Annotated in this window: 25 protein-coding genes and 1 pseudogene; 13 read left to right on the top strand and 13 right to left on the bottom strand. The window is 62.2% G+C overall.

Translation table 11 applies throughout. The features are described 5' to 3' along the window. Positions 1-36: 36 nt before the first annotated feature. The 6 genes and pseudogenes from AC07OD_RS02960 to AC07OD_RS02935 all read right to left on the bottom strand — a co-directional run. Positions 37-1047: a sugar phosphate isomerase/epimerase family protein gene (locus AC07OD_RS02960; protein WP_494595039.1), complete on the bottom strand. Its 1011-nt coding sequence runs from the start codon at positions 1045-1047 to the stop codon at positions 37-39. Positions 1048-1162: 115 nt separating this feature from the next. Next, positions 1163-2149 (bottom strand): substrate-binding domain-containing protein, encoded by a 987-nt coding sequence (locus tag AC07OD_RS02955; RefSeq protein ID WP_494595038.1) that lies wholly within the window; start codon positions 2147-2149, stop codon positions 1163-1165. Between the two features lie 132 nt (positions 2150-2281). Then, positions 2282-3298, bottom strand: a complete 1017-nt coding sequence (locus tag AC07OD_RS02950; RefSeq protein WP_494595036.1) for an ABC transporter permease — start codon at positions 3296-3298, stop codon at positions 2282-2284. Further along, positions 3279-4769, bottom strand: coding sequence for a sugar ABC transporter ATP-binding protein (locus AC07OD_RS02945; protein WP_494595034.1), 1491 nt, complete (start codon positions 4767-4769; stop codon positions 3279-3281). The genes AC07OD_RS02950 and AC07OD_RS02945 overlap by 20 nt, the downstream gene beginning before the upstream one ends. Continuing rightward, complete coding sequence (locus AC07OD_RS02940; RefSeq protein WP_494595033.1) at positions 4766-6013, bottom strand: ROK family transcriptional regulator; 1248 nt, start codon at positions 6011-6013, stop codon at positions 4766-4768. Before AC07OD_RS02940 ends, AC07OD_RS02945 begins: the two co-directional genes overlap by 4 nt. Before the next feature lie 238 nt (positions 6014-6251). Then, positions 6252-6424, bottom strand: a pseudogene (locus AC07OD_RS02935) (IS3 family transposase); the annotation flags it as partial. A gap of 266 nt (positions 6425-6690) precedes the next feature. On the opposite strand from AC07OD_RS02935, the gene AC07OD_RS02930 reads away from it, so the two are divergent. The 3 genes from AC07OD_RS02930 to AC07OD_RS02920 are packed head-to-tail and all read left to right on the top strand — an operon-like array spanning position 6691 to position 11716. Next, positions 6691-10023 carry a hypothetical protein gene (locus AC07OD_RS02930; RefSeq protein ID WP_494595031.1) on the top strand — a complete coding sequence of 1111 codons (3333 nt, stop codon included), beginning with the start codon at positions 6691-6693 and terminating at the stop codon, positions 10021-10023. Next, positions 10020-10478, top strand: a complete 459-nt coding sequence (locus tag AC07OD_RS02925) for a hypothetical protein (protein WP_494595029.1) — start codon at positions 10020-10022, stop codon at positions 10476-10478. Before AC07OD_RS02930 ends, AC07OD_RS02925 begins: the two co-directional genes overlap by 4 nt. Continuing rightward, positions 10475-11716 carry a 5'-methylthioadenosine/S-adenosylhomocysteine nucleosidase family protein gene (locus AC07OD_RS02920; protein ID WP_494595027.1) on the top strand — a complete coding sequence of 414 codons (1242 nt, stop codon included), beginning with the start codon at positions 10475-10477 and terminating at the stop codon, positions 11714-11716. Before AC07OD_RS02925 ends, AC07OD_RS02920 begins: the two co-directional genes overlap by 4 nt. 1002 nt (positions 11717-12718) lie before the next feature. Here AC07OD_RS02920 and AC07OD_RS02915 read toward each other — a convergent pair. Together AC07OD_RS02915 and AC07OD_RS02910 are read right to left on the bottom strand one after the other, a co-directional pair. Continuing rightward, positions 12719-13192, bottom strand: coding sequence for a cupin domain-containing protein (locus tag AC07OD_RS02915; RefSeq protein ID WP_494595025.1), 474 nt, complete (start codon positions 13190-13192; stop codon positions 12719-12721). Positions 13193-13230: 38 nt separating this feature from the next. After that, a complete protein-coding gene (locus AC07OD_RS02910) occupies positions 13231-13629 on the bottom strand; it encodes a tautomerase family protein (RefSeq protein ID WP_296015187.1) in 399 nt (132 codons plus the stop codon). 118 nt (positions 13630-13747) lie between these two features. Here AC07OD_RS02910 and AC07OD_RS02905 point away from each other — a divergent pair, with 118 nt between their 5' ends. Continuing rightward, positions 13748-14698 carry a LysR family transcriptional regulator gene (locus AC07OD_RS02905; RefSeq protein ID WP_494595022.1) on the top strand — a complete coding sequence of 317 codons (951 nt, stop codon included), beginning with the start codon at positions 13748-13750 and terminating at the stop codon, positions 14696-14698. A 40-nt stretch (positions 14699-14738) separates the two neighbouring features. On the opposite strand, the gene AC07OD_RS02900 is transcribed toward AC07OD_RS02905, so the two are convergent. Beyond that, a complete protein-coding gene (locus AC07OD_RS02900) occupies positions 14739-15563 on the bottom strand; it encodes a TetR/AcrR family transcriptional regulator (RefSeq protein ID WP_494595020.1) in 825 nt (274 codons plus the stop codon). 78 nt (positions 15564-15641) lie between these two features. Here AC07OD_RS02900 and AC07OD_RS02895 point away from each other — a divergent pair, with 78 nt between their 5' ends. Both AC07OD_RS02895 and AC07OD_RS02890 read left to right on the top strand, forming a co-directional pair. Next, positions 15642-16154, top strand: a complete 513-nt coding sequence (locus tag AC07OD_RS02895; RefSeq protein ID WP_494595018.1) for a DUF6022 family protein — start codon at positions 15642-15644, stop codon at positions 16152-16154. After that, positions 16151-16822, top strand: a complete 672-nt coding sequence (locus AC07OD_RS02890) for a DUF5701 family protein (protein ID WP_494595017.1) — start codon at positions 16151-16153, stop codon at positions 16820-16822. Before AC07OD_RS02895 ends, AC07OD_RS02890 begins: the two co-directional genes overlap by 4 nt. A gap of 48 nt (positions 16823-16870) precedes the next feature. Here AC07OD_RS02890 and AC07OD_RS02885 read toward each other — a convergent pair whose 3' ends face one another. After that, on the bottom strand, positions 16871-17593 hold the full coding sequence (locus tag AC07OD_RS02885) for a class I SAM-dependent methyltransferase (RefSeq protein ID WP_494595015.1): 723 nt from the start codon (positions 17591-17593) through the stop codon (positions 16871-16873). A 245-nt stretch (positions 17594-17838) separates the two neighbouring features. On the opposite strand from AC07OD_RS02885, the gene AC07OD_RS02880 reads away from it, so the two are divergent. The 5 genes from AC07OD_RS02880 (at position 17839) to AC07OD_RS02860 (ending at position 22073) form a co-directional block, all read left to right on the top strand. Next, a complete protein-coding gene (locus AC07OD_RS02880; protein WP_494595013.1) occupies positions 17839-18327 on the top strand; it encodes an Rrf2 family transcriptional regulator in 489 nt (162 codons plus the stop codon). Further along, complete coding sequence (locus AC07OD_RS02875; protein ID WP_494595011.1) at positions 18305-19249, top strand: NAD(P)/FAD-dependent oxidoreductase; 945 nt, start codon at positions 18305-18307, stop codon at positions 19247-19249. Before AC07OD_RS02880 ends, AC07OD_RS02875 begins: the two co-directional genes overlap by 23 nt. 200 nt (positions 19250-19449) lie before the next feature. Next, positions 19450-20313, top strand: coding sequence for an AraC family transcriptional regulator (locus AC07OD_RS02870; RefSeq protein WP_494595010.1), 864 nt, complete (start codon positions 19450-19452; stop codon positions 20311-20313). After that, entirely contained in the window at positions 20310-21296 is a 987-nt protein-coding gene (locus AC07OD_RS02865) for an alpha/beta hydrolase family protein (RefSeq protein ID WP_494595008.1), read from the top strand. The genes AC07OD_RS02870 and AC07OD_RS02865 overlap by 4 nt, the downstream gene beginning before the upstream one ends. A gap of 210 nt (positions 21297-21506) precedes the next feature. Further along, positions 21507-22073 (top strand): P-loop nucleotide/nucleoside kinase family protein, encoded by a 567-nt coding sequence (locus AC07OD_RS02860; RefSeq protein ID WP_492246258.1) that lies wholly within the window; start codon positions 21507-21509, stop codon positions 22071-22073. A 12-nt stretch (positions 22074-22085) separates the two neighbouring features. On the opposite strand, the gene AC07OD_RS02855 is transcribed toward AC07OD_RS02860, so the two are convergent. Then, entirely contained in the window at positions 22086-23045 is a 960-nt protein-coding gene (locus AC07OD_RS02855; protein WP_494595006.1) for a DMT family transporter, read from the bottom strand. A 129-nt stretch (positions 23046-23174) separates the two neighbouring features. On the opposite strand from AC07OD_RS02855, the gene AC07OD_RS02850 reads away from it, so the two are divergent. Together AC07OD_RS02850 and AC07OD_RS02845 are read left to right on the top strand one after the other, a co-directional pair. Beyond that, positions 23175-24041 carry a LysR family transcriptional regulator gene (locus tag AC07OD_RS02850; protein ID WP_492255165.1) on the top strand — a complete coding sequence of 289 codons (867 nt, stop codon included), beginning with the start codon at positions 23175-23177 and terminating at the stop codon, positions 24039-24041. A 174-nt stretch (positions 24042-24215) separates the two neighbouring features. Continuing rightward, positions 24216-25364, top strand: coding sequence for a zinc-binding dehydrogenase (locus tag AC07OD_RS02845; protein WP_494595004.1), 1149 nt, complete (start codon positions 24216-24218; stop codon positions 25362-25364). 385 nt (positions 25365-25749) lie between these two features. Here the strand turns inward: AC07OD_RS02845 and AC07OD_RS02840 are convergent, their stop codons facing one another. Both AC07OD_RS02840 and AC07OD_RS02835 read right to left on the bottom strand, forming a co-directional pair. Continuing rightward, positions 25750-26397: a DsbA family protein gene (locus tag AC07OD_RS02840; protein ID WP_494595002.1), complete on the bottom strand. Its 648-nt coding sequence runs from the start codon at positions 26395-26397 to the stop codon at positions 25750-25752. Positions 26398-26403: 6 nt separating this feature from the next. Then, the gene (locus AC07OD_RS02835; RefSeq protein WP_494595000.1) at positions 26404-26709 is read right to left on the bottom strand and encodes a hypothetical protein; all 306 of its coding nucleotides are present in this window, start codon (positions 26707-26709) and stop codon (positions 26404-26406) included. Positions 26710-26779: the final 70 nt, after the last annotated feature.

Genomic DNA, 26779 nt, shown 5'->3' with positions numbered 1-26779 from the left:
GCTCGCTGTGTGTTGTTGTCGGTTTGAGGAGCGCGGCTAGGCCTGCTTGTCCCGTGCAAAGACGGCATCGAATGCGCCCGCCGCGGGCTTGAAGTCGAGCCGCTTGCAGAACGCCGCGCTCTCCGTGGCGCCGTGCACGCGGTCCATGCGGCTGTCTTCCCACTCCACCGAGAGGGGGCCCTGGTAGCCGATGTCGTTGAGCGCGACGATGATGGATTCGAAATCGATCATCCCGCGCCCCACGCTGCGAAAGTCCCAGTGGCGCCGCGCATCGCCAAAGCTGGTGTGCCCGCCGAAGGTGCCCACCGTGCCGTCGCCCTTGCCCCACCACACGTCCTTCATGTGGGCGTTGTAGATGCGGTCGGCGAACTGGCGGATGAACTTGATGTAGTCCACGCCCTGGTAGGCCAGGTGGCTGGGGTCGTAGTTGAAGCCGAACCGCTTGTTGCCGCCCACTGCAGCAATCGCCCGCTCGGCCGAGGCGATGTCGAACGCGATTTCGGTGGGGTGCACCTCCAGCGCGAAGTTGATGTCATGCTCCTCGAACACATCGAGGATGGGGCCGAAGCGGTCCGCGAAGTCCACGAACCCCTTGTCCCAATACGCCTGCGTGGTGGGCGGAAACGCATAGATCGAATGCCACACCGACGAGCCCGTGAAGCCCGTGACTGTCTTCACGCCAAACCTGGCGGCGGCGCGCGCCGTGTCGGCCAGCTCGGCGGCGGCGCGCTGGCGCACGCCCTCGGGCTCGCCGTCGCCCCACACATGCGGCGGCAGGATGGACTGGTGGCGCTCGTCGATCAGGTCGCACACGGCCTGGCCCACCAGGTGGTTGCCGATGGCAAAGCACTGCAGGCCGTGCTGGGCCAGCAGTGCGTGCTTGTCTTTGACGTACTGGGGCGACGACAGCGCCTCCTGCACGTTGAAATGGTCGCCCCAGCAGGCCAGCTCCAGGCCGTCGTAGCCCATGCTGCGTGCCAGCGGCGCGAGTTCTGCCAGCGGCAGGTCGGCCCACTGGCCGGTGAAAAGGGTGACGGGTCTTGGCATGGCGGCTCCCAAGGGGCGTGGGGTTGCAGGTGCGAAGCGGCAAGCAGCTATATTTTCAATAGCTGCTTGCGCTTTATGGATAAGCGCTAGAGGCTTATTTGACTCAAAAACACCATCAGAATGGCGAGTCCGGGAAGTAGAAGCTCTTCGCGTTTTCCTTGGTGATGAGCACGGACGGGATGATCGTCGTCGCAGGCAGCTTCTCGCCCTTGATGCGCGCCTCGGCCGTGAGCTTGATCGAGTCGTAAATGAACTTGGGGCTGTACGACACATTGGCCTGGATCAGCGGGTTGCTGCCGTCGGCCAGCGTCTTGATCATGCCCTTGGCACCCGCGCCGCCGAACACCAGCTTGATGTCCTTGCGCTTGGCCTGCTCGATGGCCTTGAGCACGCCCACAGCCATGTCGTCGTCGGCCGCCCACACCGCGTCGATCTGCGGAAAGCGCGTCAGGTAGTCCTGCATCACCTTGAAGGCATCGTCACGATTCCAGTTGGCGTACTTGGCGTCCAGCAGCTTGATGTCGGGGTGGTTCTTGAGCACCGCGTTGAACGCGTCCATGCGCTCGTTGTCCAGCGTGGTCGCAATGCCGCGCATGGCCACCACGTTGCCCTTGCCGTTCAGCGCCTTGGCGATGTACTCGGCGGGGATCTTGCCAAACGCGGTGTTGTCACCGGCCACATAAGCGTCCTGCGCGCTGGTGTCGGTCAGGCCGCGGTCCACCACCGTCACGTAGACGCCCTTGGCCTTGACCTGGGCCACGGGCTTGGTCAGCGCTGCCGATTCGAACGGGAAGATGACCAGGGCGTTGATCTTGTTCACCGTGACCAGGTCCTGCAGCTGGTTGGCCTGCTCGGGCGCGCCGCCTGCGGTCTTGACGATGACCTGCAGGCCGGGGTGGGCCTTCTCCAGGTCCTTCTTGGCCTGGTTGGCCCAGTACACGATGCCACCGGTGAAGCCGTGCGTGGCCGACGGAATGGCCACGCCCACCACCGTCTTGTTGGCCTGCGCCATCGCAGGGCCTGCCAACGCCAGCGCGGCGGCGGCACCCACGGCCGAGAGGGCCAGGCGGCGGGTGAAGGAAGAAGTTGTCTTGCTATTCATGATGCGTTGTCTCCTGTTGCTATTGCTTTGCTGAAAAATGGCCATGAAAGCCTGGCCGACTGGGGAACACCTTGGAAAAATAAATACGCGCAAAGAGTGGGTGGAAAACTCGAAGTTGTTCCGACCCCTGCGTCACCTCTTGCCGCGCTGCATAAAGGCCACGGCAATGATCACGAAGCCCTGCACCGCTGCATTCAGGTACACGCTGATGATGCTGGTCAGGTTCAAGATATTGCTGATCACCGACAGCAGGATCGCCCCCACCACCGTGCCGGTGATGCTGCCCGCCCCGCCCTTGAGCACCGTGCCGCCCACAATGACGGCGGCAATCGCCTCCAGCTCCCACAGCAGCCCCGTGGTGGGCGATGCGGACCCCAGGCGCGGCACGTACAGCAGCGTGGCAATACCCACGCACACGCCGAGCAGCATGTACGTCAGAATCTTGATCTTGTGCACGTCCACCGCCGCGTACTGCGCCACCTGCTCGTTGGAGCCGATGGCCTGCACATAGCGGCCATAGGCCGTGCGGTTCAGGATCACGCCGCCGATGACAGCGACCAGCAGGAAGATCCACACCGGAATCGGCACACCCAGCAGGTTGGCGTAGTACACAGGGCTGTAGATGTCCGACAGATCGTTCTCCAGCGTGATGGCCCCGCCGTTCGAAAAGTACGTGAGGTACGCGCGGAAGATGCCCAGCGTGCCCAGCGTCACGATGAAGGGCTCGATGCGCCCCTTGGTGATCAAGAGGCCGTGCACCAGCCCGAACACCGCACCCAGCACCACCGCCAGCAGCATGCCCACCACCACGGCCGCCATGGGTGAGCCCAGCACGGGCGCCATCGCGTTCATGAACAGGATGACCGAGCCCGCGATCAGCGCCGCCATCGACCCCACCGACAGATCGATGCCGCCCGAGATGATCACAAAGCACATGCCCACCGCGATGATGCCGATGAAGGCTGTGCGCGTGAGCACGTTCATCACGTTGTCGTAGGTGGCGAAGTTGCTGTTGAGCAGCGTGCCGGCAATGCACAGCAGCACCAGCCCGATGACCGGGCCCAGCCCGTGCAGCTTGCCCCACCAGGCCGTGGCGCCGCCGTGGCGGCCCGCTGCGGTGGATGCGTTTTCAGCGGGTACCTGTGGCATGTGCGATCAACTCCTCTTCGGTCAAATGTGGTTCTTGCAGCGTGGTCTGCAGCCGCCCGGCGCGCATCACCGCCACGCGGTGGCACAGGCCGATCAGCTCCATCAGTTCGGAAGAAATCACCACCACCGCCAGCCCCTGCTCTGCCAGGCGCTGCACCAGGTGATAGATCTCGCGCTTGGCGCCCACGTCCACGCCGCGCGTGGGCTCGTCCAGCACCACCACGCTGGGGCCGGGGTGCAGCACCTTGGCCAGCGCCAGCTTTTGCTGGTTGCCGCCCGACAGCGACGACGCGCGCACCTCCAGCGACCCGGTGCGGATGCCGAACTCCTGCACCGCATCGCGCAGCGCAGCCTGCTCGGCCGCCGGGTCGAGCCAGGGCTTGGCATAGCGCTCCAGCGCCATCAGCGTCAGGTTGGGCCGCAGGCTGAAGTGCACGTGCAGGCCCTTGCCCTTGCGGTCTTCGCTCAGGTAAGTGAGGCCGTGGCGCGCCGCATCGCGCGGGCTTTTCAAATTCACCGGCTTGCCCGCCAGCTCCACCGTGCCGGCCGAGCGCGGGCGCAGGCCCAACAGGCCCTCGAACAGCTCCGTGCGCCCCGCGCCCACCAGCCCCGCAAAGCCCAGAATCTCGCCGCGCCGCACGTCAAAGCTCACGTCCTCGGCCCAGCCCGGCACCGTGAGACCGCGCACCTGGATGGCCGGCTCGCCACCCGCAGGCGCGGGCAGCTTGGGCGGAAACAAATCCGCCAGCTCGCGGCCCACCATCAGGTTGGCCATCTGCCGCCGTGTCACGCTGGCCGTGGGCTCGCGCGCCACCAGCAGGCCGTCGCGCATCACCACCACCTCGTCGGTGGTGCGCTCCACCTCATCGAGCTTGTGCGATATGTAGATGATGGTCACGCCCGCCGCCTTCAGGCCAGCCATCAGCGTGAACAGGCGCTCCGTCTCGCCCGGGGTCAGCGTGGCGGTGGGCTCGTCCATGATGAGCAGGCGCGCATTGCGGGCCAGCGCCCGGGCAATCTCCACCAGTTGCTTCTCGGCCACGATGAGCTTCTTGACCCGCGTGTCCGGGTCCAGCGGCAGGCCCACCTGCGCCAGAGCGGCACGCGTCTTCTCGCGCATCGCCTTGTCGTCCAGGAAGGGGCCGCGCTTGATCTCGTGGCCCAAGAAGATGTTCTGCGCAATCGTCAGATCGTCCGCCAGGTTGAACTCCTGGTGAATGAGCACAATGCCCTGCGCCTCGGCCGCGCGCGAGCCGCCGCCGGGGGCGCGCACCGCGCCGTCCACCACCACCTCGCCGGTCGTGGGGCTCTCGTACCCCGCCAGAATCTTCATCAGCGTGGACTTGCCCGCGCCGTTCTCGCCCAGCAGGCCGTACACACGCCCCGGCTGCAGCGCAAAGCCCACCCCGTGCAGCACGCGCACCGGGCCGAACTCCTTGGTCACATTGCGAAACTCGACAGCGACGCTCATCGTGTGGCCCCCACGGCACTGCCCGCTGTTGCAGGCACAGGTGAACGCGGCGACAGCGCCAGACTCTGCTGCATGGCCAGCACGCCCGCGCCCACCACACCGGCATCGTCGGCCAGCGGCGCGTATTGAATCTCCAGGTGCCGCGTGGACAGCGCCAGCGAGCGGTGGTACACGCTCTGCCGCACCGACGCGAGGAACAGCGGCCCCATGTCCGTCACCCGCCCCGCAATGAACACATGCGACGGGTTGAAGAAGTTCACGATGGACGCCAGCATCTGCCCCACCAGGCTACCCGCGCGCTGAATGATTGCGTTGGCCGCCACATCGCCCGCCTTGCTGGCCTGGGCCACGTCTTCAGTCGTCAGCGTGCCGGTGGCCTGCAGGCGCTCGGCCAGCATCGCGCTCTCGCCACGCTCCACGGCCTCCATCGCCATGCGCGCCATGGCGGGCGCTGCCGCCATCGCCTCGACACAGCCCTGGTTGCCGCAGTGGCAGCGCGGCCCGCTCTGGTCCACGCAGATGTGGCCCACGTCACCGGCCGACCCATTGGCGCCCCGGTACACCTGCCCGTGGCACACGATGCCGCAGCCAATGCCCGTGCCGACCTTGATCACCAAAAAGTTAGGCAGATTGCGCTGCAGCCGCCACAGCTCGCCCAGCGCCATCAGGTTCACGTCGTTGTCCACAAACACCGGCGCGGCAAATGCCTCGCGCAGGTAGTCGCGGATCGAAAAGCCGTCCCAGTCGGGCATCAGCGGCGGGTTGACGAGCTGGCCGCTTTCAAAATCCACCGGTCCCGGCACGCCCATGCCGATGGCGATCACCTGCGAAGCCTGCATGCCGCAGCGCGCCAACAACTCGCGCATCAGCCCCCGCACCCGCGCCAGGATCACGCCCGGCCCCTGGCGCACATCAATCGGCTCGCGGTGCCGCGCCAGCACCGTCATGTCGGGCCGCATCACTGCCACCTGCATGCTGGTCGCGCCCAGGTCGGCGCCAATCACCACGCCCAGGGTTTCGCTCAATCGAAGGGTTTCGGCCCGCCGGCCGCCAGAGGACTCCTGCAGGCCCACCTCGTCGAGCAGGCCTTCGTCCAGCAGGGCCGCCACCATGGCGTTGGCCTTGCTCTTGGAATAGGCCAAGCGCTGCGCGAGTGCATTGCGCGACGCGCCTGCGGACCAGAAGATGGTCTGCAAGACGCCCAGATCTTCGGCGCCGCAGTGACTCCAGCGGGTGGATGGCAAGGCTTGTCTCCTGTCTTTGTGTGCAACACCTCATGGCGGGTGGGTGCTTGACAGGGATGCTATGCGGTCTACTTTGGCCGGGCAAGACTGAACTTCGACCCAAATTCATTTAAAGCCCGGCAAATGAAAAGGACAGATGGTGGTTGAACAACGATAAACACTCGAGCGTGGCTACTCGACTACTTCCTTGGTTATTCAGGGAGTCCGGTGGTGAATCAATTTGGCTCCAGTGCGTTGTAAACACGTCGATGACAAAGGCCACGTACCTCCAGCCCTGCCAAGGCGAGGTGCAAGTGAAGTCGCTGACCCAAAATTGGTGGGACTCTCGACCCCGAACTGCCGATTGAAGCGGTCCAGCAGGCATGGCGTCTTGGCCTCGCCGATGGTGGTGCGCACGACCTTGCCACGCATCCTCCGTGCAGCGCATAGCAGGCCTCGGCAACGCTTTCGCGTGCCCCAGATAGCTCGCTGCGGCTATCTCGGCACTTCACGCGGTCTGCGGTAGTACGTCAAAGCGCGGATGCAAATTGCGAATGCTGCCAAGCCACTACTGACCATCTCTTGTTGCAAAATGCAACCATAGGGTTTACTTTACGGGGGTAAGGTAAACCCAAAAATTTTCAGACCTATGGAGGTCATATGTATTCGGGCGCAATCGGATTACAAGGGAGATGGTTTTGAAAACGCAACGATCTGTTGATCTACAAAATTTAACTAGGGGCATGCTGGGAGTGAGCCGAAGCCACGATTTTAGAAAGAATGGACCTACTGCAAAGCACACCCTTAAAGGTCAAATAAGGCAGCTTCTAATTTTGGCAGGTAAGAAAATTCCTCCAAGTCAATACTCTGACTACGTACTATGGGCAGAAAAGCTGATCACATCGCTAGCTCCAGGAGTAGATCCAACAGTAGCGCCTGATTATTTATCCCTGAGCAATCTTTATGAAGTCTCTGAGGCTGATTTTTCAAAAACTTTGTCATGGGTAGAAGCGCGACTGTCCCCGCACAAAGAGAAATTAAGATTTTTTTTCTCGGGCTGTGCATTGGCTGAAAAGAAGGCTTTTGAAGGGGATTTGCCAGGCGCGGAAAAAGTCCTCGAAGAACTGGAGGCTCATTATGGGCCATCCGTTCACTTGGTGGAACTTAGGTTATCCATCTCTCAACTAAAAGATGGGGTTGAGGCTCAGAAGAAAATTGCTGCAGCGATGCGAGGGGCGGGCAAAGGCGGTCTCATTGGATTGATAATATATTTCGTAAGTATAAGAAATGAGAGTCGCTTGTCATTCGCCAGTTACCGAGAGCAAGTTGAAAAGCGTGCCGACAAGTTCAAGGACAAACGCTTTTCTAAATATATTCGGTACAGACTCTTAAAGGATAATGTTATTGAAGAATCTACTGCAACTGCGATTTTGCAAGTGGAGGAAAATCACACTATATTCGATTTGGCATACACAACGCACAGGATTCTAAGTTCTTCAGACACTTTGGCCCAAAGCGCTGAGGCAAAAAGGGTACTAGCCTGCAACAAGGATATATTTTCCGAGCAAGGTAATTTATCTATTGGCAATATGCACGATCTTGGAATCGATGTCACTCGTTCAAAGTCAACAAAAGAGCTATATCGGTTGGTTGCCAGGGGTTTTCAGAAGCATGGAAGGAGAAGTTTGGCCCTATTTAGGGTATATGGATTCTGTCGAGCCGCTCTAGGCCCTAGAGGTGATTATCGAGTGAAATCGCTTCGCGACTTCTTCGGAAATTGCTTGGCAAGTGAATTTCTAGGGCACACCTCCTCTGGTCAAGATAATGATTTTCGCAAAGCGGTCCTAAATTTTTCTTGCTTTCCTCAAAGCCAAGCCCTGTTCGAAGAACTGTGTCAGCTGTACGTGGATGACGGCCATGAAAAATTTGGTGCTCCATTTACAAAGCTTGACATTGACATAGCGCGTCACTTCGCAGTACCTCAGGCAAAAACCGGCGTCTTAGAACCAATAGTTCGACTACTGGAGTTAAGAAGGAATCAAAAGCGGGAATGCCTGATGGGCTTCCTCGCGTTTTGTGAAAGCCTGGAGTCTGAGGCGATATTGCCCCCTATATTTATATGGCTCGAGATTGCAAAAGCTATTGTAAATATTTACCTTCAAAATCCAGGCGAAGTATCCAAAACCATTGCAGGCCTGGCTTTGGACTTTAACGTCCGCTTGGATAACTTACCGATCCGGAGTTTTTATGAGAAACTTCCGTGGAAGGCTGTTGCCAAAGGCGCCAATTTAACGCAAACCGCAATAGCCATAGAGCTATTTTCTCGAACGATTGATTCAACAGAGCTGGATGCTTTTAAAAAGTATTCTATTGAAGATCTGCTGATCAAGTGTAAAAAAAGCGTGCCTTCTCAATTGAGCATGAGTGACTGCCAAGTGTCTTTGAAGCAGTATCACTACTTTATGAGTGTGTTATGCATCCAGAAGAACATGGAAATGTTGCACGCGCTAAAAGGAACAGCACACCTGGATAACGAGCGAAAGAATATACTTTCGATGCTCGCTCATACAGACAAGGATAATGCATCAATATACAATGCAGAAATTCTTGGCATTTTGCATAAGTCAAGAATTGCCCAGGGGGTTGCGCTCATTGATCGAAGTCGAATTCACGTTGACGAAGACCCTCTGGTAAACAAATTATCTATAAATCTTGTGGATCGTTGGAATCGCTACAAAAGCGTCGAGACTGCAACGGAACCCTCGTTGGCTGATTTGACCTCTGTGTTGAGAACGATTGAAAAGTCTGATGAAGATAGTGAAGTCTTCAAGGTCCCTAAAAATGAGGGATCGAGCCTGCTTCTTGAATTGCTTGCATCCGTGCAAGATGCCTTTCTGCATGATATAGACCACGGTCTTGATCGATATTTGGGGCATCGCATTCGCCATAATGCATTTGCTAATCAAGTTAGAGGTGGGCTGAGCGAGAGCCATATCCTGACAAAAAAAATCAATGGAAGCTACCAATATAGTGATTATTGGTCTGAGCGACTTGCCAACGAGGACGCTAGGAAAAAATTGCTTGCGCTAGAAGCGATGAAGGAGTTCAGCAAGAACTTTGATGCTGCGATTGAAGAAATTCAAGAAAAGATGTTTCGCGTAAGAAAGCAGAATTACCCTGAAGCACTTTTTGATGTTCAGATATCCGGCAAGGCCTACTACCTTATAAGTAGATTTGTTTCTACCGATTCAAATCTTCCAACATTTGTATCGAGCTGCTTTCAGTTGTTTTGGCAGCTATTGTTGCCTTCTCTTGGAGCGGCTAAGAGGCGCGTTGGGTCTATATTTAGTGGCGAGGTGAGTGCGTTATTTGCAAAATTGCTTAAAGAAATAACTTCTCTTGATTTGCAAGAAAATTTGGCATTAGAGTCGAGCATCGTTCAAGCAAAAAATGAAACTAGCAAAGCGATAGATCAGGTTGTAACTTGGTTTAATAAAAGTGCAATTGATGAGAATTCACACGTTTACTCCGTGAAGGATGCTGTGGATATCGTTGTTGAAGCGTGCGTTTCAGCTCGCAAGGGCGCTGAACCCAGAGTCACTGTGAATGCAAACGGAAATATCGATGTACATGCTCCTGCGTTGTACCAACTGTCTGATATTTTTTGGATTGTGATTGACAATGCCTGTGCTCATTGTGGTTTTGATAGAGGTGTTGAAATCAAGGTCGATGTGGATGCATTTTCGGAACAAGGTCTATTAACAATTAAGGCGAGCAATTTTATCGATCAAGAGTGCGACATAGCCTCCATCAGTGATGCGATTAATACCATAAGGTATGATATTGATAATAAAAATTACTCGGAGAAGCTGATGGTTGAGGGTAAGTCGGGTTTGAAAAAACTCGCCGCACTGGCTCTTAAGAAGCATGGAGGAGGAATAGATTTTGGTATTAAGGATGCCATGTTTTTCTTGAATTTAAAAATTCCCTTGGCGGCGGTTTACATTCCTGAAAAGGGGGAAAAGAAATGAAAATATTAATTGTTGAGGACGAGGCTCAGAAGCTTAATGAATTGATTGTTTTCTTTCGTTCACTACCGTCGGCAGAGTATGAAAGTGCTAGGAGCGTGCGTGCTGCACTGGACTATTTCCGCGAGGGTGGTCATGCCGATTTAATGATTCTCGACATGTCCCTCCCAACCTTTGATATAGATGAATCAGAAAGCGGGGGCACTCCACGACCTTTTGGCGGAATAGATGTATTGAGAAATCTAGACAGATTGGATATTGCTATCCCTACGGTTGTACTTACGGGATATCAATCTTTTGAGGATGAATCTCGAGTTATCAGTCTGCAAGAGCTCGGAGGTTCGATGCGCGAGGAGTTTGGCGATTTTTTACTTGATGTCGTCCAATATACGCCATTTAGCAATGATTGGATGGAAAAACTTAGGGTTATTTATAACAATAGGGAGAATTTGCGTTGAAAATTTTGATAGCTGATGACGAGCACGCAAAAATTCGTGCGGTGGTGCGCCATTTGAATGAATATTGTGACGTAACAAACGCGGAGATCGATACCGCCACCACGGCCGATGACGTCAAATCAAAACTGAAAACCGATCACTACGACATTCTTCTTTTGGATATAATATTTCCAAAAGACAATATATCTGACCCCTCAGCGGAAACGTCCGTCAATTTGCTTATTGAAATCGATGCCAGACCTCAATACAAAAAACCAACTAGGATAATTGGCTTTACAGCCATAAATGGCTTGCCCGACGAAACTATTGACGAATTCTCCAAGCGATCCTGGAATATTATTCAATATAGTGATAATTCCGAAGATTGGAAGCAAAGTATTAGTCGGGCGGTTCAATACACCCGAGATTCTGCGCAGGCAAATCGAACGCAGAAGTACGATATAGATATTTGTATCGTGACGGCTTTGCGGACACCGGAACTAGATGCCGTGAAAAAATTGCCTTGGGCGTGGAGCGGCGAAGAGCCGCTGGATGATAGTACTTGGATGACACGTGGCTCATTTACATTAAATCACCGAGTCGTGTCGGTTTGTGCAATGTCAGCGCCGCGAATGGGACTGGTGTCGTCTGCTTTGTTAGCTGCTAAAGCAATTTATACTCTGCGCCCACGATTTATCTGCATGACAGGTATATGCGCTGGGGTTGAAGGTAAAGTTGATATAGGCGATGTTCTTGTAGCAAACCCCAGTTGGAACTGGCAAAGTGGGAAGCATAAAGTTACTGATCTAGGGCCTCAATTTAATGCATCTCCACATGACATCCCTCTTCCGGAGCACATTGCCAACCGCATCGAGCAACTTAATTCCGATAGAACTGCGATGGCGCGTATTAAATCCGGATTTACGGCGCCACCCGTCAAAAACGAACTTAATATCCGCTGTGGCCCGGTTGCATCAGGTTCGGCTGTAGTCGCTGATGAAGATGTTTTGACCAAGTTACTGGATGTGGATCGTGGTATGTTTGGTCTGGAAATGGAGATTTACGGGCTTTACGCAGCTGCCTATAGCGCTTCGCGACCGCGCCCCACCCCCATAGCCTTTAAGAGTGTTTGTGATTTCGGATCAAAGGATAAAAATGATGCATACCAAGTCTATGCTGCTTACACAAGCGCAGAGGCAATGCGCTTATTTTTCGAGCGGAATTTCGAGGAAATTGAGAGTTACGCCGGGTCAATTTGATGAGGCTATTATGGGGTGATCAACGGACTATACGCTAAGGTATTTTGACAACGAGCGCATAGGGTTTACTTTCGCCTGAACCAAGCTCATCTATGTTCGATATTTCTTACCCACCATCTTGCTCGAGTTAACTTAAGTGAAATGGGATGTAGAAGACTCCGTTCACAACCCGGATATATAAGGCGTGTTTCATTCCTATATGTATCGGTTCGTGGTAAAGCAACGGACGTGCTCGTGACTGGCAAAAAGAGCGCCGGAAATTGCACCCACACACCTCGCATGGTGCAAGAGGTAAGGTACCTTTATGCACGGCACTAAGATCGCATCCAGGTCGGTTTGGGTTCAGCAGCGTATTAGTTCCATGAACAGACTGGCCTGGAGATTTTTTCGGCGCTGGTCTTGGGTGCCATGCGTGCTATCAAACTCGAAGTCGGCTCGCCAGCGTATGCCCTGACGCGTAGGTCGTTCGATAGCTGCCCAGGGTCTTGATCGGAGATCGTGGCTTGGCCCTACGTGAGATTGATGACTCGGCAATCGTGTCCAGAAGCCATCGCCTTGGGCTTTCACAGTTTCCCGGACACATCCAAAGACTTGATGTGCTCACAGGGCATAACCTGCAACATGAACCGACACGGGGACTGCCGAATAACGGCCGCGATGGAGAGCTGCTTCTCATTCATGAAGACCGAACGGCTCAGCCGCAAGGTCTACCGAAAAATGGGAAGAAGCCAAGTCCGATGTGTTCAACTAGATCGAGCACTTCTACACCCCGGTGCGCAAGGCACGCAGAGCAAGGCTCACCAGCCGGGATGCGCCTGCGCCATGCCTTCCAGCTCCAGTCCACCATCAGAACGCGACGGAAGGGCTGAATGGTTTGCTCTGTACTTGATAGCTCTTGACGCATTATCTATAAGCGCTAGAGCCTTTTTTACTAATATCCTGCGGGGCATGTGCTTGCCTGCACTTCATAGAGTGCCCCGCCCGGCGGGGCTCCCGCAGGCCCTAACGCAGATCACGCGGCACCATCCCCACCGCCTCGCACCAGCGGTAGTAATCCGCCCGCCGATCCGCCGTGGTGATCCGCTGCAGCACCGTGTGATGCGGCCCCAGGTATTCCACGCTGCCCTTGACCACCACATGCACCAGCAACTCCTCGGTGCCGGTCGCCTCCCACCAGTCCACATTGCCGGAGGGCTCATGGATGTAGTCGCCCGGCCGCACCACGCGGCCATCGTTCAGGCGGCGCTCACCCACCAGCGTCAGGGCGTGTACTTCGCCCGTGTGCCGGTGCAGGCCCAGCCGCGTGCCGGGCGACAGGCGCATCAGCTCCACCCAGCCAGCATCGTCCGGCAAGAACTGAATGGGCAGGGACCATTTGCCTTCGCCTTCAGGCATCCAGTCCACCAGGCCCGCACGCTCCAGCGTCTGGGCCACGATCACGTCGGCAAGGTGATTGTTGGTTGTCGTCATCGTCATGTCGGTGCTCCTAGGTTGTTGTTGGATGGCTTGCTTGCTTATTGCTCGGGGTGCTGGTGGCGGTATTCCTGCGTGCGGCCGCCAAAGCCGTACGCGGTGGCGCGAACGTCCTGCACATAGACGTAGCTTTCGGGGTGCAGCGCGCCCAGCAGGCCCTCGAAGGCTGCGAACGCCTCGGCGATGTAGCGCGCCTTTTCGGCCTTGGTGTTGGTCTCGTCCACCACCTTGACGTCGAAGTAGAAGCTCGACTGTTTCAGGTCGGCCAGCGACCGGCCGGCGATGTACCAGTCGGCCGGGTCGACAAAGGTGATGACCACGGCGGTCAGGTCGCGCCGCTTGCCGAGCACGCGGGTGGTCAGGTCCAGCAGGGTTTCTGCAATGCGGGCAGACAGCTCGGGCGTGCGTTGGGCAGACACTTTGACGTTGAGGATGGGCATGGAGGGCTCCTGTTGAATGCGTTGGTTGATAAGGAGCCTTCACTGTAGAAATTGCGCCCCGCCACGGAAACCGCCCGTGGCGATAATGGCTTTTGCTCCGCACGCAAAGGCGCGCACGATGAAAAAAGAACCTCGCTCCTTCCTCCCCGATCCGGCCGACCTGCGGTGGCTGGTGCGGTCGCTCGACCTGCGCTCGTTTTCTGCGGCGGCGCGCGAAATGGATGTGGCGGTGTCGGTGGTCGCGCGCGGTGTGGACCGGCTGGAGGCCGGCTACGGCGTGCGCTTGCTGCGCCGGTCCACGCACGGCCTGTCGGCCACGCCCGAGGGCGCAGAGCTGGCGCAGGAAGCGCGTGCCTTGCTGGCGCAGTTGGAGGACATCGGCGCATCGCTGTCGGACCAGCGCAGCCGGGTGGCGGGCACCTTGCGCCTGGCCTCCAGCCAGGAGATTTGCGAGGCGCTGGTGCTGCCCCACCTGGCCGACCTGCAGGCGCGCTGCCCCGCGCTGCGGGTGGAGCTGCTGGCCGATGACCGCGTGGCCGACCTGGTGACGGAGGGCATCGACGTGGCGCTGCGCACCACCGTGGGCCACAGCGACCTGGTGGTGGCGCGCGCGCTGGGCCGGTTCGAGCGGCGCCTGTACGCGGCCCCGGAGTATTTGCGCCTGCACGGCACGCCCGCCGACCCCAGCGATCTGCAGCAGCACCACACCGTCACGCACACCGCACAGGGGCCGGCGGTGACCTGGGCATTTCTCAATCCACGCGGTAACGCACAAGGCAAGCCGCTGGAGGTGACCGTGCGCTCGCGCCTGGCCGCCAGCAGTTCGGCCCTGGTGCACCACGCACTGGTGGGTGGCGCGGGGGTCGGGATGCTGTCCAGCCCGCTTGCGGCGGCCGATGTGGCGCAAGGCCGGTTGGTGGAGGTGCTGGCGCCTTTTGCGTCCGGCACCGTGCACACGCTGTACGCGGTGTCGTCACCGGGCCGGCGCAACGCGGCCAGGGTGAAGGCGGTGATTGATTTTCTGGTGAAGGCGGCTAAGGACCGGTGGGCGCTGGCGCCTGTGCGTTGAAGGTGTATTTACGCAGCCCGCTGGGCGGGGCGTGGGTGCGCTAACGCGATCCGTGCCTTCCCGCACCCCCACCCTGCTCTTTTGCCACCTGCAGAGCAATCCCATCAATCAATCGATCCAGCCCAAACCCAAAGCTGCGCGCGGGGTCCGTAGGGCCGCCGTACGCTGCGCCTGCCGCAGCGCCCACCCGCACGGCCAGCGGGAACAGCTCGGGCTGGAGCAAGCGCTCCAGATGGGCCGCATGGGCGGCCCACCACTGGGCGTCTGACTGACCGGTTTGCGCTTCGGCGGTGGTGGCTTCGGTGGCGCTGCGGGCGCTGCCGCGCACGTAATCGGACACCACGGCAATGACGAGGTCCATGTCCAGGTCTGACAGGCCCGCGCTTTCAATGGCGCGCAGTTCCCGCTCGTACTTGCGAATGGCGTGGGGGCCCAGAGACGGTCGCTGCAAGGCCACTTGCAGCATCCAGGGGTGGCGGCGGTACAGGTTCCAGGCATCGGTCGCCACCGAGCGCAGGCATGCCTGCCAATCTGCGCCGCTGGGCAGGTCGTCCGGCAGTTGCGCGTAGGCGGCCTCCAGGACCAGTTCCAGCAGGACGTCTTTGTTAGGCAGGTAGCGGTACAGCGCCATGGGCGCCACGTCCAACCGGGCACCCAGGGCCCGCATCGAGAGCGCGGCCAGGCCACCTTCGTCGGCCAGTTCCAGCGCAGCAGTTCCGATCAACGTGGCAGACAGGCTGCGTTTGGGGCCGCGCCGCGCGCTCTCGGGGGCGGGGGTGGCGCCCCACAAGAGATTGAGGGTGGTTTCCGGGTCGGCCTGGCCGGGAAACGATACGGGGGATGGGCTGCCGGTTTTCTTGTTCATTTGTTGACAGTGTACGCTGTTCAGCGAATGATATGCGTACATCGTACACACAAAGGAGTCAGATTGCGGACCTTGACCATGCCTTCCATTGACACCAGCTCCATTGAGCGGCTGGGCGAAACCTCGGCCGCGTGGCTGGCTTGTGCCTGGCAGCCCACCCAAAACGCCCACGAAGCCCGGCTGCAGCACGCCTTTGCGCGGGCTGGCGAGCGAGCGTATGGCCTGTACCTGCGGCTTTTGTTCAGCCCGCTGGCGCGGGCAATGCGCGCGGCCGGGCTGGCCGTGTACCCGCCCCTGCCGGGTGGCCTGGCCGATTCGCGCGAGTGGGGCCTGGCGGACGACAGCGAGCGGCAGCGCTGGTTTTGGAGCTGCGTGGTGCGAGAGGACGACGAGGCGCCGCTGGGCACGCTGGTGACGGTGCTGCACCACGACCACACGCGCTTTCGGCTGCCGCAGCCGGTGCAGCTGTTTGCATTGCCCGTCGCGCGTACGGCGGTGGTGGAGCAAGAGCTGGGGCGCATGAACGGGGCCTTCGCCGCTGCAGCGCCCTTGCGGTTGCACGCAGCGTACGGCGCAAAGGCGCAGCCATGAACGCCGCGCTGTCCGCACAGATCGACCGTCTGGTGGCGCTGGGCATTCACCACACGCTGGGGCTGCCTGTGGAGGACTTTCGCCAAGCGCTGGCGCCGCTGCTTGACCACCTGCCGCACGCCCCCGGTGATGCGGGCGTTGGTACGCTAGGCGCTGCAGACATTGATGCCGGCACGGCCGACGCCGTGATCGTGATCAACACCCCCGCCCTGCCCGCCCGGCAACTGCTAACCCTGGTCAGCCGCAACGGCAAGGCGGCCATGGAGCGCCTGCACCCCAGGCAGCCAGAGGACTTTTGCCCCACGCGCGACATTGCGATGCCCGCGGGCGAGGCGTACCTGTTGCTGGGCGTGGACCGTGGCAACGCCACCTTGAATGCCGTGCCCAGCGATGCGCAAAAGCGTCTGGCGGCGCAGCAGCGCTCGCCGATCACTGTGGAGGAAGGCATTTGCCTGCTGCTGCAGTGGCCACAGTTTCTGCAACCCAACCACTGCTTCATGATGCTGGGCTCGCGCTGCGGGGACCGGCGCGTGCCCGCGCTGTGGTTGAGCAACCAGCACCCACGGCTGGGCTGGTGTTGGGAAGGCAACCCGCACACGTGGCTAGGCTTTGCATCCTGCCGGGGCCGCAGCCCGGGGGTAGCGCTGCAGCCTGTTTTTGCTACCTAGCAGCGCGTGGCCGGGCTGCGGAATGCCCCAGGGGGCGACTTGATCAGATCACGCGCGCGCCACCCAACCCCTGAACGCAAACCCCATGTAAAACATCTGCACATCGCTGAACCCGGCCTCGCGCAGAATTGCCTCATCCTCCTCTGGCGTCAGCACCGCCAGCTCTGCAGCAATCTTGTCTCGCGCCCTGGCCGCATGCTCCGGCGGCACACCGGACGCCACCTGAAACGCGGCATAGCGCGACAGCCACAGGTCGCGCTCCCCTGCCCCGCCCTCGCCAGCGGGGCCTGAACCATCCGCCACGCTCAGATGCGCCACGACTAGCGGCGCGCCGGGCTTTAACCGCCGCCGGATTTCCACGGCCATCGGCACCCGATCCTCGCGTGCCACAAAGTGCAAAGTCAGCAAACACGTCGCGCCATCGAACGGCCAGGCCGGTGCGCCCTGCACATAGCCGTGGTGCAGCGCCACGCGGTCGTTTGACACACCTGCGCTCTGCAGCTGCTGCGCGGCCAGGTCCAGCATGGGCTGGCTCGGGTCCACACCATCGAACCGCCAGCCGGGGTGCGCGCGCGCCATGTCCTCCAGCTCCAGTCCGCCGCCTGCGCCCACCACCAGCACGCGGCCGTCGGCGGGCACGCGCTCGGCCAGAAGGATGCGGACCATGGGCAGCAGGCTGTCGTAGCCGGGCACGTTGCGGCGCGGGCCTTCGGCGTAGCGGGCGACGGCGGCGGGGTCGGTGAAGGGGGAGGCGGTGGTGGGATGGGTCATGGTGTGGTGTGCGGTGGGTACGGCGTTTTGCGGTGGTAGTAGCGGAGGGCTTGCCGGGCTGCGCAGGGTTTCGACAGGCTCAACCCGAACGGATGGGGGTGTGCGACTGTGGCGAAGGAATCAAGCCGAATTGGCACGTTACGCTTATCCATCAAGCGCTAGCAGCTATCAATTCAGTAGTAACTCATACGTTGCGCTGCGCTGCTTCAGGTCCCATGCTAACATCACGCAACTTTGAATGTTGCATGAAACGAGATAGCCGCCTTTCCAACGTCCTACACGCGCTGCTGCACATGGCAGAGATGGATGGCCCCGCCACGTCCGAGTCGCTGGCGCAGGCCATGCAGACCAATCCCGTCGTGGTCCGCCGCCTGATGGCGGGGCTGCGGTACGCGGGTTTTGTCTCGTCGGCCAAGGGGCATGGCGGGGGGTGGGTGCTGTCGTGCCCGCTGTCCGAAGTGACCCTGCGCGACATCCACGAAGCGCTGGGCGCGCCCACGCTGCTGGCGGTGGGCAACAGGGTCGAGAGCCCGGGCTGCATCGTCGAGCAGGCGGTGAACCGCGCGCTGACTGACGCGTACCAGGCCGCCGAAGAGGTGCTGCTGGCTCGCCTGGGCGAGGTGACGCTGGCGCAGCTCTCGGCCGAGTTTCATGAACGCATGGTGGCCGGGTGCCACGGTCACAAGGAGATTTCTCATGGCGACAGCAGCAATGACAACCACCCAAGCGTATGAGGTGATCGTGATAGGCGGCAGCTTTGCCGGCCTGTCGGCCGCAATGCAGCTGGCGCGTGCACGGCGGCGGGTGTGTGTGGTGGATGCAGGCCAGCCGCGCAACCGCTTTGCGGCGGCGTCGCACGGCTTCTTCGGGCAAGACGGCGAGCCGCCGCTGGCGATGATCGAGCAGGCGCGGAGCAAGCTGCTGGCCTACCCCACGGTGGCGCTGCGCCAGGGCACTGCCGTGTCTGCGACGGCGCAGCAAAGCGCGGGGTCGCCGGAGAGCGGCTTTGCCGTGGTGCTGGACGATGGCACGCACATGGAGGCTCACAAGCTGGTGCTGGCCTTTGGCGTGCAAGATGGCCTGCCCGACATTGTGGGCCTGCGCGAGCGCTGGGGCACCAGCGTGCTGCACTGCCCCTATTGCCACGGCTACGAGTTTGCGGGCCAGCGCCTGGGCGTGCTGTACCACTCGCCGCAGTCGGGCATGCACGCGCAGCTGATCGCCGACTGGGGCCCGACCACCCTCTTCCTGAACGGCGAAACCACGCTGGAACCGGCCGAGCACGAGCGGCTGCTGGCGCTGGGCATTGCGGTGGAGCCTGCGCGCATTGCCGCGCTGGAGGGGCCTGATCGGGCATTGACCGGCGTGCGCCTGGCGGCCAATGACGGCGCCGCTGGCCGTCTGGTGCCGATTGACGCCTTGTATGTTGCTGCGACGACGAGCCCCGCCAGCCCGCTGGCCGAGCAACTGGGCTGCGAAATGGACGAGGGCCCCATGGGCCCGTACATCCGCACCGATGCGAACAAGATGACCACCGTGCCCAGCGTGTATGCCGCTGGCGACCTGACGCTGATGCGGCACAACGCCACGCTGGCGTCGGCCGAAGGGGTGCTGGCGGGCGTGGGGGCGCACCAGGCGCTGGTGTTTGGGCAATAAGAGCAGCTAACAAAACTCTTCTGGCGTTGTTGCCGCGTCTTGTCGTACTGCTCGTACTGCCTGCGACGCAGCGCCTAGCCAGAACCGCTTCGCTGATTTTTGTTAGCCGCTCCAAGTAGCGCAACGCTGCCGCGGCACCAGGCCACAAAGTAGCAAGATCGGCTAAGTACGGCGCGCAAGCTGCGGCACACTCTGCGGCCATGAGCCTGGACCAGAGCGCCGATCAGCACTACCGCAACCGCGTGGCCCGCGTGATCGCCCACATCGTGGCGCACCCGCTGGCAGCGCATCGGCTGGAGGACCTGGCCGCCATTGCCCATTTTTCCCCTTTTCACTTCCACCGCGTCTACAGCAGCATTGCGGGCGAAACCGTGGCCGCCACGGTGCGCCGCGTGCGCCTGGCCTTGGCCACGCAGCTGCTCGAACAAGGCGGGCAGAGCATCACCCAGGTGGCGATGGAGGTGGGGTACGACAGCCCGCAGGCCTTCACCCGCGCGTTCAGCCAGTTCACCGGGCAGTCGCCACGGGCGTTCCAGCGGGATATGCACCGCCTCATCCTTGATCCAGGCGCCGCAAACGCGCATGCAAAGGCCGAGCAAACGCTGGCCGTTCAGATCGTCGAGCGCCCGGCGCAGCGCCTGCATGCGCTGCGCCACCAGGGGCCACCATCCACCATTCCCCACACGCAGCGGCGGCTGTACCTGCAGTGCGGGCAGCGCGCAGCCCACCGGCTGGGCGCATCGTGCGGAGACCCGCAGGATACGGGCGGCGGCTTTCGCTACTACGCGGCGGTGGTGCTGCCAGAGCCGCTCCCGGCGGCAGATGGCGGGCTGGAACGGCTGGAAATCCCGGCAGGCCTGTATGCACGCCACACGCTGACAGGCCCCTACACGCGCATCAACGCGGCACTGGCGGCCATCCACACACGCTGGCTCCCCGCCAGCGGCTATGAGCCGGACGACCGCCCCACGCTGGAGCACTACCTCAACTCCCCCCGCAACGCCGCGCAGGCGGACCTGCGCACCGACCTGCTGATTCCCATCCGACCCACCACCTCCCCATGACCCGTTTTCGCTGGCTCTTTCGTTCCCTTTTGCCCGCAGCGCTGTGCTGCGCCGCCACCCTGGCCCACGCTGCAGGCTTTGCCTTCATCGAGGTGCCTGCAGACAAGGACGGGCCCGCGCTGCGCGGCGCCGTGTGGTCGCCCTGCAGCGCGCCGCCGGGCCGCATCGACCTGTCGCCGCTGGTGCTGCAAGGCACGCGGGACTGCCCCGTCACCAGCCAAGGCCTGCCGTTGATCGTCATGTCGCACGGCGCGGGCGGTTCGGCCCTGGGGCACCACGACACGGCGGCCACGCTGGCCGAGGCGGGCTATGTGGTGGCCGCTATCAATCACCCGGGCGACAACTTTCAGGACCTGAGCCGCCAGGGTCACCTGTCGGCCTTTGCCACGCGGCCCGTGGACATGAAGCGGCTGACGGACTACATGCTGGGCGCGTGGCCCCAGCGCGCGCAGCTGGACGCGGGCAAGGTCGGTTTCTTCGGCTTTTCACGCGGCGGCTACACGGGCCTGGTGGCCATCGGCGCCGTGCCGGACTGGACGTCACGGCAGGACCTGTGCTCGCCACTATCCACCCGGCCCTTGTGCGGCGAGATCCGGCGCAAAGAGATCCCCACCACGCCCGCGCCGGACCCGCGCATTCGGGCGGCAGTCATCGTCGACCCCTTGAGCGTGTTCGATGCCAAAGGCCTGGGGCAAGTCAAAACCCCCGTCCAGCTGTGGGCCTCGGCACTGGGCGGCGATGGCGTCACGCTGCAAAGCGTGGCGACCGTGCGCCAGGGCCTGCCCAGCGCGCCCGAGTGGCATCTGGCCGCCAACGCGGGGCACTTAGCCTTTCTGGCGCCCTGCTCGCCAGCGCTGGCCGAGGCAGTGCCGGGCATCTGCCGCGATGGCGCGGGGTTTGACCGCGTGGCCTTTCACCAGGTTTTCAATGCGCAGGTGCTGGCGTTCTTTCAGCGGCACATCGCGGCAGCCAAAGCGCCCTGACGGCAGGCTGGAATTCGTCGCACCCACACGGCCCGTGGGTTGACGCAGCCAGCGCCAGCCACCTACACTGCAAACCTCGCATCTGATCTTTGGAATCGGAGCGAACCGCAAAGCCCTCCACCACCGTCGAGGGCTTTTTTTCGTCCGCCCGATGGAAAGCTCTCCCTGCTTGCAGAGAGGGCTTTTTGCATTTCTGGAGCCTTTCTCATCATGCACACCGCTTCGACACACGCCGCTCCCGCAGCCGTTGCAGGCACCGTCCCCCGCATTCACCTGGTCATTGGGCCGGTGGGCGCGGGCAAGTCCACCTTCGTCCGCCAATTGGTGCAGCAGCACCGCGCCGTGCCGCTGAACCTGGACGACTGGATGGCCACGCTGTTTTCGCCGGACCGGCCCGATACCGCCGATGTGATGGCCTGGTACGTGCCCCGCACCCTGCGCTGCCTGGAGCAGATCTGGAAAACCGCAGAAGCCGTGCTGGCCGCGGGCAACGATGTGGTGCTGGAGGCGGGCCTGATCCAGCAGCACCAGCGCGACGCCTTTTATGCGCGCATGGGGCCGTGGGCTGACGCGATGACGGTGTACGTGCTGGACGCACCGCGCGAGGTGCGGCGCGAGCGCGTGTTGCGGCGCAATGCGGAGCAGGGAGAGACGTTCTCGATGGTGGTGCCCCCGCACATCTTTGAGCTGGCCAGCGACCTGTGGCAGCCGCCCAGTGACGCGGAGTGCGCCGAGCGGTCGGTGGTTTTTGTGCCGATGACAGAGCGGCTGCGCTGAGCTTTCGGGCCATCAGCCCGATTGGGCAACAGCAGCCCGGCCCGGCCGCCGAATCGTCCACAGCGCCGCCGCCATCAGCCCCACGCCCGCCAGTTGCACGGGACTGAGCGTGCGGCCATACACCACCCAGTCCACCAGCACCGCCGTGAGCGGGTACACGAACTGCAGCACCGCGATGCGCCCCAGCACCAGGCGCGCCATGCCGGCAAACAGCACCACGTAGGCCAGGCCGGTGTGCAGCACCCCCAGGCCCAGCAGCCAGCCCCAGGCTGCACCCTGCTGCGGCCAGCCCAGCACGAAGGGGGCCCAGGCCAGCGCCACCGCGCCCACCAGGCACTGCCACAGCGCCATGGCAAAGGGGCTGATGGTTTTTTGCGTGTTGGCAAGCAGCGTGACGCCGGCGTAGCACAGCGAGCCGCCCAGGCACATCAGTACCCCGGCCATGTAGCCGCCACTGCTGCTGGCCGCAGCAGCCGCTGTGGTGCCGTCCAGCAGGCCGGTGGTCAGCACCAGGCCCCCCAGCGCGGCCAGGGTGGCCAGCCACTGCATGGGCGAGACGGCTTCGCGCAGGAACAGCGCGCCGAACACGATGACCCAGATGGGCTGGATGTGAAAGATCACCGTGGCCACGGCGATGGAGGTGCGCGGGATGGCCGCGAAGAACAGCGCCCAGTTCATCACCATGAGCACGCCCGTGGCGCAGGCCACCCAGCGCGCGCGGCCGTTCAGCAGCAATTCGCGCCCCCGGCCCGTGGCGAGGCACCAGGCCAGCAGCGCCAGCGCGCCGAACGCGCAGCGGAACCACACGGTGACCAGCGGGTGCTGGCCCGCCTCTTCCACGAACACGCCGATGGTGCCCAGCAGCACGCCACCGGCGATGAGCAGCCACTGACCGTCCCGCTCGCGCGCGTTGCCGGGCGTGGGGGCGTTGGCAACAGTGGACGGCGCGGCGATGCTGGCTTTGTGGTTCATGCGGTCGATGCTCGAAGATTGCCGCTTTGGTGTAAAGCGCATAGTTCGAAGAGCTACCATTCGATAAACGAATTACCGCAAAGCCATGGTCTGGCTTGGCGGCATGCCCCACCCACAAGGACACGCCCCATGAACCACCCGGATTTCCAGATCGACTGGCTGCGCGCCTTCGTGGCGGTGGTCGATGCAGGCTCGCTCTCGGGCGCGGCGCCGCTGGTGCACCGGTCGCAGTCGGCGGTCAGCATGCAGATCAAGAAGCTGGAGGCCGCGCTGGGCCGCCCGGTGCTGCTGCGCGGGCCGCGCCACCTGGAGGTGACCCCCGCCGGGGCCGAGCTGCTGTCGTACGCGCGCCGCGTGCTCGACCTGCAGGCCGAGGCGCACACGGCGCTGTTCGGCCCCCAGCTGGCCGGGCGGGTGCGGCTGGGGGTGCCCGACGACTATGCATCGACCTACCTCACGCCGGTGCTGCGCAGCTTTGCGCACCGCTACCACGGGGTGGAGATCGAGCTGACGTGCGAGCAGTCCACCTCGCTGATCCCGCGCCTGGGGCGGGGCGAGCTGGACCTGGCCCTGGTCTCGCGCGACAAGCCGCAGCGCGGGCGCTTCTTGTTCCACGAGCCGCTGGTGTGGGTGGGCTCGCCGCAGCTGGAAGTGTGGCGGCGCGACCCCTTGCCGATTGCGGTGTATGAATCGGCCAGCCTGGCCCGCATGGCGACGATGAAGGCCCTGGCCGCGCGGCGGCGGGCGCACCGCATCGTGTACCACAGCTCCAGCCTGGCGGGGCAGCTGGCCGCCGTGGAAAGCGGCCTGGCCGTGGCGGTGCTCACGCGCTGCAGCGTGCCCGCGCATCTGCAGATACTGCAGGACCTGCCGGCGGAGTTCGACCTGCCGCCGCTCGATTCGATGGACGTGGCGGTGCTGCGCAGCAAGGTGTCGCTGCGCTCGCCGGCGGTGGATGCGATGTACGAGCAGATGGTGCGCACGCTGGGGGGTTGACGGCGCGTGGAGGGACGCGGCCTGCGTGCCGGACTGCACGGCGGTACCCAGAGCAACCCTGCCGCCGCAAGGCACTTGCGCGACCGTGGCTGCGGCGCAATCCAGTTCTAATGTTTGGCACCGAGGCGCGCAATTGAACCAACGGCGCGCCCTTCTTCCTACCGAAAGCCAAGCATGACTACCACCACCGACATTCCCACCACCGCACTGCAACTGCGCTCGCTCGTCCAGCCCGACGGCACCTTGCAGATCAGCCTGGAGCCCACGCCCGTGCCCACGCCGGGGCCCGACGAGGTGCTGATCCAGGTGCAGGCCACGCCCATCAACCCGTCGGACATCGGCCTGCTGCTGGGCCCGGCCGATTTGTCCACGGTGCAGGTCACCGGCACGGCCGAGCGCCCGGTGGCCACGGCCCGCATCCCCGAGCGCGCCATGCCCGGCATGGCCGCGCGCCTGGGCCAGAGCATGCCCGTGGGCAACGAGGGCGCGGGCCTGGTGGTGGCTGCGGGCGCGTCGCCCGCAGCGCAGGCACTGCTGGGCCGCACGGTGGCCGTCATTGGCGGCGCCATGTACGCGCAGTACCGCGCCATGCCGGCGGCGCAGTGCCTGCCGCTGCCCGAAGGCACCACGGCGGCCGAGGGCGCATCGTGCTTCGTCAACCCGCTGACCGCGCTGAGCATGGTGGAGGCCATGAAGCGCGAAGGCCACACCGCGCTGGTGCACACCGCCGCGGCCAGCAACCTGGGCCAGATGCTGAACAAGATCTGCCAGAAGGACGGCATCGGCCTGGTCAACATCGTGCGCAAGCCCGAGCAGGCAGCACTGCTGCGCGGCATCGGCGCGCAGTATGTGTGCGACACCAGCGCGCCCACTTTCGTGGCCGACCTGACGGAGGCGCTGGTGGCCACGGGCGCGACCATCGCGTTCGACGCCACCGGCGGCGGCACGCTGGCCGGGCAGATCCTGCAGTGCATGGAAGCGGCCATCAACCGCAAGGCGCAGGAGTACAGCCGGTATGGATCGGCGGTGCACAAGCAGGTGTATTTGTACGGCCACCTGGACACGCGGCCGACCGAGATTCACCGCACATTCGGCATGGCCTGGGGCATTGGCGGGTGGCTGCTGTTTCCGTTCCTGGCCAAGATCGGTGATGCCGCAGCACAGGCGCTGCGCGCGCGCGTGGCGGCGGAGTTGAAGACCACGTTTGCCAGCCACTACGCGCGCACGGTGTCGCTGGCCGGGGCTGTGAGCGCCGATGCGATCGCGTTTTATGGTGCGCGGAATACGGGTGCGAAGGTGTTGATCGATCCGTCGATGGAGTGAGCGGGGGTCGGTGCAGGTCACAGTCTGTCGGAGCGTTGTGCCGTGCTTCGACGAGCCTGTCCTGAGTCTGTCAAAGGGCTCAGCGTGAACGGGTAGTTGTGGCTACATCTTCACTCACCCCACACCGTTCGGGCTGAGCCCCTCAAAAACCCGTTCGGGCTGAGCCTGTCGAAGCCTTGCGCGGCGCTTCGACAAGCCTGTCCTGAGCCTGCCGAAGGGCTCAGCGTGAACGGATTTTGGGGGTTACATCTTCACTCGCCCCACACCGTTCGGGCTGAGCCCCTCAAAAACCGTTCGGGCTGAGTCTGTCGAAGCCTTTCACCGCGCTTCGGCGAGCTGCGCGTGAACGGTGATTGTTTTTTCGTTGACCGCGAGTGGCTGTCCGTCAGGCCGCCGCCCGCACCAGCGCCACCAACTGCTCGCGCGGCCCCAGCAGCGCATCGCCCCCCAACAGCCGCAGCGCGCCGCCCTGCCCTGTCACCACCAGTTGCGGCACACCCCGTGCACCCACGGCGCGCAGTGTGGACTGGGCGTAGGCCACACGTTCAGCCAGCAGCGTGCGCAGGGCTGCATCGGGCGCCAGCGTGAGCGCCGCGGCGTCGACCAGGCCCAGGGCATTGAGCACATCGGCCAGCACGGCAGGCTCTGCAGTGTCGCGCCCGTCCACATAGCGGGCATGCTGCAGCGCATGCAGGGCCTCCAACTCGCGCTCGGGCGCGGTGTGGGCCACGGCGGTCAGCGCCAGCGTGGCAGGGCCTGAGTCGAAGCGGCCAGACGGCGCACCCAGAATCTGGTCGCGGTAGGCCTGCGTGAAGGGCTGGCCCGTGAGCTGCTGGATGCGCTGGTCGTTACTCCACGCATAGGCGGCAAATTCCGCATCCATGGGCCGCGCGCCTGCGCCTGCAAACAGGCCGGTGGGCGCCAGCGAGACATGGATGCCATCCACGCCCTGCAGGTGCTTCAGCGCAGGCGCGGCGGCGTAGCACCAGCCGCACAGGGGGTCAAACAGATAGGTGACGGAGATGGAGGACATGGTGGGTCAGGGGCTTTCAGGATCAGGGGATGCTGAGGGGGATGCGGTGGGGGATGCGGCAGGGGGTGCTGATGCAGCAAGTGCGGCTTCGAAAAGTGCGAGCTCTTCTACCAGCGTGCCCCGGCTGCGGAAGTGGCGGCCGGCGCGGTCGTACCAGTTTTCGGCGTCCTCGAGGTCGCCTTCCTGCACATGCAAGATGCCGTGCAGCCAGGCCGCGAGCATGGAGCCGTCGTGCTGCACCAGGTCGTGCGCCGCGTTCCAGCGTCCGGCGTGCAGGTGCTGCAGGACTTGCTGGAGTGGGTGCGTGGACATGGTGGACTCCTTGTGAAAAACGGATGGCGGGCGTTGATGCTGCAGCGCGAAGTCTTGTCGCTATCCGCGT

It is taken from the genome of Acidovorax sp. GW821-FHT10E03 (assembly GCF_059415205.1).
This window is presented reverse-complemented; position numbering and strand designations above follow the sequence as displayed.